General features: G+C 65.0%; 8 protein-coding genes. 2 read left to right on the top strand and 6 right to left on the bottom strand.

Annotated features, from left to right (window positions below; all coding sequences use genetic code 11):
- Positions 1 to 10 precede the first annotated feature (10 nt).
- On the top strand, positions 11 to 1,255 hold the full coding sequence (locus H618_RS0106480) for a saccharopine dehydrogenase family protein (RefSeq protein ID WP_028694304.1): 1,245 nt from the start codon (positions 11 to 13) through the stop codon (positions 1,253 to 1,255).
- A gap of 307 nt (positions 1,256 to 1,562) precedes the next feature.
- Positions 1,563 to 2,924 (top strand): hypothetical protein, encoded by a 1,362-nt coding sequence (locus H618_RS21355; protein WP_050577227.1) that lies wholly within the window; start codon positions 1,563 to 1,565, stop codon positions 2,922 to 2,924.
- A 9-nt stretch (positions 2,925 to 2,933) separates the two neighbouring features.
- Here H618_RS21355 and H618_RS0106490 read toward each other — a convergent pair whose 3' ends face one another.
- From H618_RS0106490 to H618_RS0106515, 6 genes are all read right to left on the bottom strand, one after another.
- On the bottom strand, positions 2,934 to 5,489 hold the full coding sequence (locus H618_RS0106490; RefSeq protein ID WP_028694305.1) for a bifunctional diguanylate cyclase/phosphodiesterase: 2,556 nt from the start codon (positions 5,487 to 5,489) through the stop codon (positions 2,934 to 2,936).
- A gap of 95 nt (positions 5,490 to 5,584) precedes the next feature.
- Entirely contained in the window at positions 5,585 to 6,124 is a 540-nt protein-coding gene (locus tag H618_RS0106495) for a histidine phosphatase family protein (RefSeq protein ID WP_028694306.1), read from the bottom strand.
- Between the two features lie 10 nt (positions 6,125 to 6,134).
- The gene (locus tag H618_RS0106500) at positions 6,135 to 8,339 is read right to left on the bottom strand and encodes an OsmC domain/YcaO domain-containing protein (RefSeq protein WP_028694307.1); all 2,205 of its coding nucleotides are present in this window, start codon (positions 8,337 to 8,339) and stop codon (positions 6,135 to 6,137) included.
- Positions 8,340 to 8,458: 119 nt separating this feature from the next.
- The gene (locus H618_RS0106505; protein WP_028694308.1) at positions 8,459 to 10,216 is read right to left on the bottom strand and encodes a BCCT family transporter; all 1,758 of its coding nucleotides are present in this window, start codon (positions 10,214 to 10,216) and stop codon (positions 8,459 to 8,461) included.
- Positions 10,217 to 10,459: 243 nt separating this feature from the next.
- A complete protein-coding gene (locus tag H618_RS23260; RefSeq protein ID WP_281169465.1) occupies positions 10,460 to 10,594 on the bottom strand; it encodes a hypothetical protein in 135 nt (44 codons plus the stop codon).
- Positions 10,581 to 11,234, bottom strand: coding sequence for a TetR/AcrR family transcriptional regulator (locus tag H618_RS0106515; RefSeq protein WP_028694309.1), 654 nt, complete (start codon positions 11,232 to 11,234; stop codon positions 10,581 to 10,583). The genes H618_RS23260 and H618_RS0106515 overlap by 14 nt, the downstream gene beginning before the upstream one ends.
- Positions 11,235 to 11,246: the final 12 nt, after the last annotated feature.

Genomic DNA, 11,246 nt, shown 5'->3' on the forward strand with positions numbered 1-11,246 from the left:
AACAGCTAAATTGAAGAAGAACGTTCTTATCATTGGTGCAGGAGGTGTCGCCAAGGTGGTGGCCCACAAGTGCGCACAGCATAACGACGAGCTGGGTCGTATTGCGATTGCGTCACGGAACATCTCCAAATGCCAGGCCATCATCGACAGCGTCAAGGCCAAGGGCAGCCTCAAGGTGCCCGCAGACATCCAGGCCTTCTCGCTCAATGCGCTCGATGTCGAAGCGACCAAGGCGTTGATCCGCGAAACCGAATCGCAGATCGTCATCAACGTCGGTTCCGCGTTCCTCAACATGTCGGTGCTGCGTGCCTGCATCGATACCGGTGTCGCCTACCTGGACACCGCGATTCACGAAGAGCCAGGCAAAATCTGCGAAACGCCGCCCTGGTATGGCAACTACGAGTGGAAACACACCGACGAGTGCCAGAAAAAGAACATCACGGCCATTCTCGGCGTCGGTTTCGACCCGGGTGTGGTCAACAGCTACGCGAAACTCGCGCAGCAGCAATACTTCGACCGCATTGATTCGATCGACATCCTCGACGTCAATGCCGGCTCCCACGGCAAGTACTTCGCCACCAACTTCGATCCGGAAATCAACTTCCGCGAATTCACCGGGCAAGTCTGGAGCTGGCAGAACGCCCAGTGGACCAGCAACCGCATGTTCGAAGTCAAGCGCACCGACGACCTGCCAGTGGTCGGCGCACAGAACCTGTACCTGACCGGCCACGACGAAGTGCACTCGCTGTCGAAGAACCTCGACGTGCCCAACGTGCGCTTCTGGATGAGCTTCGGCGAGCACTACATCAATGTCTTCACCGTGCTCAACAACCTCGGCCTGCTCTCCGAGCAGCCGGTACGTACGGCTGAAGGCCTGGATGTGGTGCCCCTGAAAGTGGTCAAGGCGGTGCTGCCCGACCCGGCCTCGCTGGCTCCCGGCTACACCGGCAAGACCTGCATCGGCGACCTGGTCAAAGGCACCAAGGACGGCGAGCCGCGTGAAGTGTTCATCTATAACGTGGCCGACCACGAAGATGCCTTCGCCGAAACCGAAAGCCAGGGCATTTCCTACACTGCCGGCGTACCGCCCGTAGCCGCTGCGCTGCTGGTCGCCCGTGGCGAGTGGGACGTGCAACGCATGGTCAACGTCGAAGAACTGCCGGCCGAGCCGTTCCTCAAGGCGCTGGACGTCATGGGCCTGCCGACGCGGGTCAAGGACGAGCATGGCGACCGCGCCTGGGATGCCCAGGTCTGATCCCTGCATGAGCGCGCCGCGCGCTGAGGTCGATCGACCCTAGCGCTGTAAGCACAAGGGGCTGCCTGGGCAGCCCCTTGTCATGTCCAGCCCTGCCCCGCCCAGCCATCTGCACATCGCCCCGGCGCACGCCGATCAGCGCCGCACAGCGAACGTCCCCAGCGGCCCTTGCGCTTGACTCCACGTTTAGGAAAACCCCTACAGCTCACTGGGAAAAGTCCCTCGTTCCAACCCTTTCTCCTTTGCCTACGCACTCCCATCATTCGACGCACACGTCTGCGGCAAGTTGACACAGGGAGAATCAGAATTGACGGACTACCAGGAGAAACTCGGCCACCTCAGTGCCGAGCAGATCGAAGCGCTGTACCAGGAGTACCTGACCGGAGCACGCATCGCCCCGCTGCTCGAGCGCTACGCCGTGGTGCTGCGGCCCAATAGCCTGATCAAGGCTTTCCCGCCCAAAGCCTGTGACGACTTGCAGTGCCCCTGGTGCCTGCAACCGCTGCATATCCGGCGGCGCGGCAAGGCTGAACCTGAGCACAGCATCAACGAAGCGTTCTGCCTGAGCTGCCCGCACCGGCACTATTTCCCCGCCTACAACCGCCTGCAACGCTACTGCATCTGCGCGCCCTGCGCCGCCAGTCGGGTCGAGGCCAGGCAGCATCAGGAAAGCGAACTGCGTGGCGAGATCGACGCCTACTGGGGCCTGCAAGGCCAGCCAGCGATACCCTACGAGCGCCTGGGCCTTGCGCAGAAGCTGGCGCTGATGGCCATCATCGAAGCCCGCGGCAGCGCGCGCAGTGACCGTATCGAAGCCGTCGAGCCGAGCGCTTGCGGCCCGCGCCTGAGCCCGAGCCAAAGCATGGACGGGGCGTTGTTCGACGACCTGCGCCAGCAGCAACTGCTGCTGCTCGATCCTGACTCCGACCTCGAAGCCTTCAGCCTGAACCCCGCCATGCCGAGGCTCGAGCGGGTGCGCTGGATCGGCAACATCACCCTCGACGGCCAGCGCCGAGCCCGGCTGACCGAGGTGTACCAACGCCTGCACCAGGAATTGGCCCGAGGCCCTGCACCGCAATGGCAGCGCGAGTTGAGCACACTGGTGCGCCGGTTGGCGGTCGAGGAAGTGCTTGGCCACCTGGAACAACGCTGCAGCGAACACGGGCTGAGCCTGCGGGGTGTCGAGCGCAGCCGGGAACTGGCTGCGCAACTGCTGCAACGCCTGCCAGTGTGCAGCGTCTGGTACCTGGCCAACAGCGCCCTGCGCAGCGCCGTGCAGTTCGCCGAACGCTGCAACGTCAACACCCAGCATGCAGCGCAGACCTTGCCCGGCAAGCTCTGGGCGCTGGGCCAGCGAGCCATCGACGAGCAGTGGCCGCTCGAGGCTTCGCGGCACAGCGCCAGCGCACCGCGTTCGGCCTACAGTCGCGTGCTGCATGGCCTGTTGCTCGGCCATCACGACGGCGGCGTCGAGCGGCCGTTGAGTGACTACCTCAACGCCCTGCCCCAGCCCCTGGAACCGGCGCAGATCAGCACCGCCAGCCTGCATTGCAGCCACTGCGGCTCCAGTGCCGTGCAGGCACGTGTCGAGGCGCAACAGGTGAGTATCCGCTGCCAGTGCTGTACCGCGCGCAGCGTGTTGCAGGTGGAACGCAGCAACCAGTCCTGATGCAGCCGGTCACGAGGCCGGCTGGCGCGGCGTTGCGCTCATCAATTGCACCAGGCGCTGATCGGGCAGCGGCCGGCTGAGCAGGTAACCCTGCACCTCATGGCACTGGTCGGCACGTAGCACCGCCAGCTGTTCGGCGGTTTCCACCCCTTCGGCGGTCACGGTCATGTTCATCGCCCGGCCCAGGTTGATGATCGCTTGCACCACACAGCGGTCGCTGGCACTGCTTGCCAGTGACTGAATGAAGCGCTTGTCGATCTTGATGCTGTCGAACGGATAGGTGCGCAGATAGCCCAGGGATGAATAGCCGGTGCCGAAGTCGTCCATGTTCAGGCGTACGCCCAGCTCCTTGAGCGCGTTCATGGTTTGCAGGGCGCCTTCGATGTCGTTGAGCATCACGTTCTCGGTAATTTCCAGCTCCAGGCGCTGCGCCGGCAAGCCTGAGTGGGTCAGCGCCTGACGCACGTCGCTGACCACGTCGCTGCGGCTGAACTGCGCCGGCGACATGTTCACCGAGACAGTCACCGGCAGTGGCCATTGCAGCGCGCAGGTACAGGCCTGGGCCAGCACCCAGTTGCCCAGCAGCACGATCAGGTCGGATTCTTCGGCCAGAGCGATGAACCGATCCGGCATCAGCAGGCCCTGTTCGGGGTGCTGCCAGCGCACCAGCGCCTCGACTGAAGCGATGCTCAGGCCGTCGACCTTGTAGCGAGGCTGAAAATGCAGCACCAGTTCGCCGCGCCCGATGCCTTGGCGCAGGTCGCGCTCGAGCACGCGGCGCTCGGTCAGGACGCTGTTCATTTCCGCCGAGAAGAAACGCCAGGTGTGCTTGCCATCGCGCTTGGCCTGATACAGCGCAACGTCTGCGCAGCGGATCAACTCGGCGGGGCTGCCGGGGTACTGGCTCGAAAGGGCAATGCCGATGCTCACCCCCACCTGCAAGCGGTGGCCTTCGAAGTCGATCGGTGCTTGCAGCGCGCTGATCACCCGCTCACAGAAGCGCTCCAGCTCGCTGCGCGCGCCAGGTCGCACCAGCACCAGGACGAACTCGTCGCCGTCCAGACGCGCCACCAGGTCGCATTCACGCACACTCCGGCTCAGGCGCGCGGCCAGCTCGATCAGCAGCGCGTCGCCGCCTGCGTGTCCGAGGCGGTCGTTGACCGGCTTGAAGTTGTCCAGGTCAAGCATCAGCACCGCCAGCGGCACCTGCCCGCTGCCTTTGCCGTCCTGCTCGAGAAAGCGCATCAGCTGGTTGCGATTGGGCAATCCGGTGAGGGCATCGTGCCGCGACAGGTGCTGGATCTGCGCATGGGCGGCTACTTCATCGGTGATGTCGCTGCAGGTACCGCGAAAGCCTTGGCAGCGGCCGTCCGCGCTGATGGCGCGCGCCGCGATGCGGCAGATCCGCCGCTGCTCCAGACGGTCGTGATACTGGCAGCGCAGGCTGCCCGCGGCCTGCGAAATAGCCAGGCCCTGCAGCCAGCGGCGCACATCGCCGGTGTCGCAATCGAGCAAGGCGGTGATCGGCCGCCCCAGCCAGTCCTCCACACGGTGCCGCGTCAGTTCGGCGAAGCGTGCCGAGAGGTAGGTCAGGTGCAGCTCGGCGTCGGTCTCCCAGATCCAGTCAGAGGCGGCTTCGGCCACCGCCTTGAAGCGCGCCTCGCTGCTCTGCAAGGCGGCCTGTGAGGCCAGCATCTTCTGCTGGCTGCGGTCGATGCTGGCGCTGGCGCGCATCGCATAGCGGGCGCTGATCGACAGAATCAACGCCATGATCAACGCCGCCAGCGCCAGCGGCGGCAGCACGCTGCGCAGCAGCTCGGCGCCGGGCTGCGGGGTGCGCCAGGTCAGCACGTGCCCGCTTCCTTCGAGCGGTAGCTGATCGGGCTGGTCATCGGCAGCGGCGAGTGTGGCGGTGGCAAAGCCAGTCAACCCGGCGCTGCGCCCCAGGCCATCGAGCACCGACGCATCCAGCAGACGAATGAACACCAGTACCGAGGTCGGTGCCGGCAGATGATGGGCCAGTGCTGGCGGGCGAATCAGCGATGCAGCGAACAGCGCAGGCTGGCCATCGAACAACAGGTAGCCGGAAGTCGCCTCACCGCGCTGCCCTGCCTGGCGCCCCTGAACAAGAATACGCGCAGCACTGTCGCTGTGCGCCGCCAGCCCCTGCTCGCTCAACTGCCCGGCGAGCATGGCGTAGCGGCTGGCGTTCGGCTCCAGCACATACACGGCGTGGTAGCCGTCCTGGGTCGACAAGGTCGGGCCGATGTTGTCCTGTTCGAACGCCCAGGCTGCCGCATCCGGGCCGTTGAGGTGGTCGTAGGCGGCTTGCCAGAAGCCGTGGCCCAGCACATAGCTGCGCTCGCGAGCGTGCAGTTGATCGAGCGCAGACTTGGCATGGAAGCGGCTTTGCGTGATTTCTCGCTGATCGAGCCCGGCGGCAATGCGCCATAGCGAGCCCAGGGCGATGGTCAGGGTCAGTACCAGCAGCACTGCAAACATCACGATCAGTTGCCGGACCACCTGACTGCGCGGCGGCAGACCTTTGCCCTGAAGAGAGTCCATTCCAGCACCCGGTTCGACCTGAGGTAGGTAGTTGACCCGCCTTTTTCAGGAGTGATCGATCTGGGTGACGACCGGAGTGGCCCGCAACCCCGCCCCTACCCAACCACCCTCACCCGCCACCGCCCATACCAACTCAAATGCAGCGCTCCAAGCGGCCGGATATCGAGCCGTTGGCTTGCAGGGAACGACAGGTCGAGCACGTGCCGCGCGGCGGCGCGCATCACGTGGGGATGGGTGATTGCCAGCCAGCGGCCGGGGCCGAGGCCATGCTCCAGCCAGTGGCCAACGCGCAGTTGCAACTGATGCAGCGACTCGCCGCCGTGGGGGGCGGCGAGCGGGTCGTCGAGCCAGTGCTGCAAAGCAGCGCCAGCATCGCGTTGCAAGGCCTTGAGCGACAGGCCTTGCCATGCGCCGAGATCACAATCGCGCAAAGCGTCGACTACCTCGCCACTGAGCCCCAGGCCTTCAGCGGTCTGCCGCACGCGCAACTCCGGGGCCAGTAAACAGCGCCAGCCCGCCAGCGCTGGGTCGATCGCCGGCGGCTGGCACAGCGGCTCATCGACCCGGTCGAAGTAGCCCAGACGCTGCGCCTCGGTGCCGGCGTGACAGCGCAAGACCAGCTCGATGGCGCGCATGGCCTGTGTCTCAGCCCTGCGCCGGGGCCATGCGCGCACGGGCGGCGTGGAGTTTCTTGTAGCTGTCGAGCAGGCGCAGGTGGCGGTCGAGGCCTTCGAGTTTGAGGCTGGTCGGGGTCAAGCCGTAGAAACGTACCGTGCCGTCCATCGAACCGAGCACGGCCTGCATGCGCGCCTCACCGAACATGCGTTGCAGGTTGGCCTGGTAGTCCTCAAGGTGCAGGTCACTGTCCAGCTGGATTTCCAGCACCACGTTCAGCGCCTGGTAGAACAGCCCACGTTCGACGGTGTTGTCGTTGTATTGCAGGAACATCTCCACCCACTCCTTGGCCGCGTCCCACTGCTTGAGCGCCACGCAGATCAGCAGCTTGAGCTCCATCACGGTGAGCTGGCCCCAGGCGGTGTTGTCGTCGAATTCGATACCGATCAGCGTCTTGATCTCGGTGTATTCGTCCAGCTCGCTATTGTCCAGGCGCGACAGCAGCGCCTTGAGCGCGCGGTTGTCGAGGCGGTGCAGGTTGAGGATGTCTTCGCGGAAGTACAGCGCCTTGTTGGTGTTGTCCCAGATCAGGTCGTCGACCGGGTAGATCTCCGAATAGCCCGGCACCAGGATGCGGCAGGCGGTGGCGCCCAGATGGGTGTACACCGCCATGTACACCTCATGGCCGAGGTCTTCGAGAATCGCCAGCAAGGTGGCGGCCTCTGCGGCGGTAGCCTGCTCGCCGGAGGCAGAGAAATCCCACTCGACGAAGTCGTGGTCTGGCCTGGCACCGAAGAAGCGCCACGACACCACGCCGCTGGAATCGATGAAGTGCTCGACGAAGTTGTTCGGCTCGGTCAGCGCATGGCTGTCGAAGGTCGGCGCCGGCAGGTCGTTGAGGCCCTCGAAGCTGCGGCCCTGGAGCAGTTCGGTGAGGCTGCGTTCCAGCGCCACCTCAAGGCTTGGGTGCGCGCCGAAGGAGGCGAATACACCGCCGGTACGCGGGTTCATCAAGGTCACGCACATGACCGGGAACTGCCCACCGAGCGAGGCGTCCTTGACCAGCACCGGGAAGCCCTGAGCTTCCAGCGCCTCGATACCGGCCTGAATGCTCGGGTACTTGGCCAGCACGCTGGCCGGCACGTCGGGCAGGCACAGTTCTTCTTCGAGAATCTGCTTCTTCACCGCCCGCTCGAAGATCTCCGACAGGCACTGCACCTGAGCCTCGGCCAAGGTGTTGCCGGCGCTCATGCCGTTACTCAGGTAAAGGTTTTCGATCAGGTTGGAGGGGAAATACACCACCTCGCCGTCGGACTGGCGCACGAACGGCAGCGAGCACACGCCGCGGGCTTCGTTGCCGGAGTTGGTGTCGATCAGGTTCGAGGCACGCAGTTCGTGCTCGGGATCGAAAATGGCGCGGCAGTGCTCATCGAGGATCTCCTCGGGCAGGCTGTCGTCGGCACCGGCCTGGAACCAACGCTCGTCGGGGTAATGCACGAACGGCGCGTTGGCCAGTTCTTCACCCCAGAACTGGTCGTTGTAGAAGAAGTTGCAGTTCAGTCGCTCGATGAACTCGCCCAGCGCCGAGGCCAGCGCGGCTTCCTTGGTGGCGCCCTTGCCGTTGGTGAAGCACATCGGCGACTGGGCATCGCGCAGGTGCAGCGACCAGACGTTGGGCACGATGTTGCGCCACGAAGCGATCTCGATCTTCATGCCCAGACCTTCGAGAATCGCCGACATGTTGGCGATGGTCTGCTCCAGCGGCAGGTCCTTGCCGGCGATCAGCGTGCGGCTGTCGCCCTGGGCACCGGGCATCAGCAGCGCCTGGGCGCTGGCATCGAGGTTTTCCACCTCTTCGATGATGAACTCGGGGCCGGTCTGCACCACCTTCTTCACGGTGCAGCGGTCGATCGAACGCAGGATGCCCTGGCGGTCTTTGTCGGAGATGTCGGCGGGCAGCTCGACCTGGATCTTGAACACCTGCTGGTAACGGTTTTCCGGGTCGACGATGTTGTTTTGCGACAGACGGATGTTGTCGGTGGGAATGTTGCGGGTCTGGCAGTAGAGCTTGACGAAGTACGCCGCGCACAGCGCCGAAGAGGCCAGGAAGTAATCGAACGGACCGGGAGCCGAGCCGTCGCCCTTGTAGCGGATCGGCTGGTCGGCGATCACTGTGAAGTCGTCGAACTTGGCCTCAAGGCGCAGGTTGTCGAGAAAATTGACTTTGATTTCCATGGGCGCTTACCGGGTACCGTCATAACGTGAGTGGCGGCGATTATCCGGATTTTTCCCGTGGAAGTCTTGTCCGCGGCGCTGTGGCCTGGCGCCGCGGACTGGGTGAAGGCGGGCCTGGGTCAGCGCCCCGTCACCTCGGCCTCGTGCGGCTGGGCGTCACGCTCGGCCTTGGCGGGCTTTGTCTCCTGCACGACGATGTAGAACTCCTCGCCATGCTTGACCGCACCATACAGCACGGCTTTTTCGATCAGCTCGCCGGCGCGTACGTGGCGCAGCATCATCGGGTCCTTGCGCAGGTCGCGGTACAGCGCCAGGCACAGCAGCACCATGACGATGACGAACGGCAGCGAGACGACGATGGTCAGGTTCTGCAGGCCGGTCAGCGCCTCGCCAGGATTGCTCGGGTCACCGATGGCCAGCATGATCGCCGCCACCGTGCCGGTCAGTGCACCCCAGAAGATCACCGTGGCCCGCGACGGTTCGGTGGTGCCGTGCTCGGACAGCGTGCCCATCACCAGCGACGCGGCATCGGCGCCGGAGACGAAGAAGATCCCCACCAGAATCATCACCAGCACCGAGGTGGCCGAAGCCCACGGGTAGCTGTCGAGCAACTGGTACAGGGCGTGGTTGCTGTTCACCGCGCCGTCGACCAGGGTGAAGGCGCCCTGCTGCAAGGCGTCGATGCTGGCGCCGCCGAAGATGGTGAACCACACCAGGCTGACCAGGCTCGGCACCAGCAGCACGCCACTGACGAACTGGCGAATGCTGCGGCCGCGGCTGATACGGGCGATGAACATGCCGACGAAGGGTGTCCAGGAAATCCACCAGGCCCAGTAGAACACGGTCCAGCCGGCCAGCCAGTTGTCCATCGGCTCGCCGCCGCTGGCACTGGTGCGGGCCATCATGTCCGGCAGGTGCTTGAGGTAGACGCCGAGCGAGGTCGGCAGCAGGTTGAGCATGAGCAAGGTCGGCCCGACCAAAAAGACGAACAGCGCCAGAGCCAGAGCAAGCACCATATTGGTGTTGGACAGCCATTGAATGCCTTTGCCGATGCCCGAGACCGCCGAGGCGATGAAGGCGATGGTCAGCAAGGTGATGATGCCGATGTAGAACAGCTTGCTCGGCTGTTCGATCCAGCCGTTGTACTCAAGGCCACCGGCGATCTGCAGCGCGCCCAAGCCCAGCGAGGCGGCCGAGCCGAACAGCGTGGCGAAAATCGCCATCATGTCGATCAGGCGCCCCAGCGGGCCATTGGCGTGTCGGCCGATCAGTGGCCGGAAGGCGGTGGAAATCAGTTGCGAACGGCCACGGCGGAAGGTGCCGTAGGCGATCACCAGGCCGACGATGGCGTACATCGCCCAGGGGTGCAGGGTCCAGTGGAACAAGGTGGTGGCCATTGCCACCTGCATGGCTTCGCTGGTCTGCGGCGCAGCGCTGCCCGGTGGCGGGCTGACGTAGTGCGACAGCGGCTCGGCGACGCCGAAGAACATCAGGCCGATGCCCATGCCGGCGCTGAACATCATCGCCACCCACGACACCGTGCGAAATTCCGGCGCTTCGCCATCGCGGCCGAGCGGGATGCGCCCATAGCGGCTGGCCGCCAGCCACAGCACGAAGACCACGAAGATCGACGAGGTCAGCACGAAGAACCAGCCGAAGTTGACGATCACCCACGACTGCGCGCTGGACGCGCTGGCGGCGAGGCTGGCCTGGTTGATGAAGCCCCAGGCGATGAACGCGACCGCGCACACGCTGGTGATGCCGAAGACGACCCAGTCGAGGGTGCCTTCAAGATGACGATCCTGACGGGCTTCTTCGGTTTTCGACGGATCGGTGACGCCGAGCGCCAACGGCTCGGACTGGGCAGGTGTTGCCATGGAGTGGCCCCCGTGTGGGTATGGGCAGGTTTGTTGTTGTTCTGGCGTTCACTCGGTTGCCTGCCCGGGCCTGATCGGCCGCGGTACAGGCGGCGGCATTATCCGGCCCCAGGCAACCCGCTGCGCGTTCCCATACCGTCCTGGCGTGTCCTGCCCGCGACGCCGTGGCAGGCATTCACGACAGCCCACGACGCGGGTAGATACGTGCGCCGCTCATCGGGCGCGGCGCACGCGCTGGCGTGCTTAGAAAGACCTGAGGCTCAGGCCGATCTGCGCCTCGGTGGCCAGCCCACACTGCGCCTGGGCATCGCTGATCAGCGGCTCATCGGGCGCTGGCGGCTGGAAGCGGCCGCCGAACAGGCCATCAAACAGGCTCATGCAGTGGCCCGCGACGCTGCGTGTTGACCTGGTCGTGGTCAACCACGGTGAGCACACCGACGACCAGCGCCTGCAAGCCCTGGTCGAGTTCGGCCTCCATCTCGGCCAGTTGCTCCGGGCTGTCGACCCCTGGCAAGGGCTCGCAGGCGGCGACCGAGTACACCGTGTCGGCAGCGGCGAAGGCGTGGAAGGCCACCGTGGCCAGCACCCAGCGGGCGCGCTCCAGGCTCAGGCCGTAGGCCTCGGCGATGTGCTGCTGGTGGGCGATGATCTTGTCGATCATCGGCGCCGTGGCGGCCAGACGGCGGATGACGTAAGGCGTCACCCCGGGGTGGGCCTTGACGAAGGCGGCGACCGAGCCTGCGAACGCGCTGAGGTAGGCCTGCAAGCCTTCGCCATCGCCACATGCGCCGGCCTTGGGGATCTGCCAGCGCTGGAAGATTTCCTCGGCGGCCAGGGTCTTGAGCGCCTCGAGGCTGGCGACATGCTTGTACAGCGCCATGTGGCTCACCCCCAACGCGGCAGCCACGCCCACCACGGTGACGTTGGCCAGGCCGATTTCAACGCTGACGTCGGCGATGCGCTCGCGGGTGATGGTGCGGGGACGCCCGCGTCCTGCGCTGCGTTGCGGCGATTCCATGAAGCACTCCTG

This window comes from Pseudomonas cremoricolorata DSM 17059 = NBRC 16634 (assembly GCF_000425745.1).
GTDB classification, from domain to species: domain Bacteria; phylum Pseudomonadota; class Gammaproteobacteria; order Pseudomonadales; family Pseudomonadaceae; genus Aquipseudomonas; species Aquipseudomonas cremoricolorata.